This is a genomic window from Mycolicibacterium arseniciresistens (genome assembly GCF_030519285.1).
GTDB classification, from domain to species: Bacteria; Actinomycetota; Actinomycetes; order Mycobacteriales; family Mycobacteriaceae; genus Mycobacterium; species Mycobacterium arseniciresistens.
Genome location: NZ_JAUMSQ010000583.1, coordinates 1 through 516, shown reverse-complemented (window position 1 = coordinate 516; position 516 = coordinate 1). Strand labels below are relative to the sequence as shown.

The window sequence follows — 516 nt, the reverse complement described above, 5'->3', positions numbered from 1 at the left end:
TGGCCCGCGCGACCGGCGCGGCCGGCGTGCTCGTCGGCGGCCGCGTCACCGCCGAGGACGCCTACGCCTACACGAAGTTCGCGCGGATGGTGCTCGACACCAATGACATCGACTTCCGCGCCCGGCCGCACAGCGACGAGGAGGCCCGGTTCCTGGCCGCCCATGTCGCCGGAGCGCCGCGGACGGTGCGCTACGCCGATGTCGAGAACGCGCCCGCCGTCCTGCTCGCCGGGTTCGAGCCCGAGGAGGAGTCGCCGATCGTGTACCTGCGGCTGCGCAAGGCCGCACGCAAACGCGGTCTGCAGGTGCTGTCGATCGCCCCCTACGCGACGCGCGCACTCACCAAGATGTCCGGCCGGCTGATCCGCACCGGCCCTGGCGCCGAAGCCAACGCCCTCGACGCGCTGACCGACGAGCCGCTGCTGCGGATGCCCGGTGCGCTGATCCTGGTCGGCGAACGCCTGGCGACGTCGCCCGGGGCACTGTCGGCGGCGACCAGGCTGGCCGCGGCCACCG

The 516-nt window shown here is 74.0% G+C and carries 1 protein-coding gene; it reads left to right on the top strand.

Features of this window, described 5'->3' with window-relative positions:
* Positions 1-516, top strand: a 516-nt coding sequence (locus tag Q2100_RS31630) for a molybdopterin-dependent oxidoreductase (RefSeq protein ID WP_302917175.1), incomplete at both ends; no start/stop codon positions are given.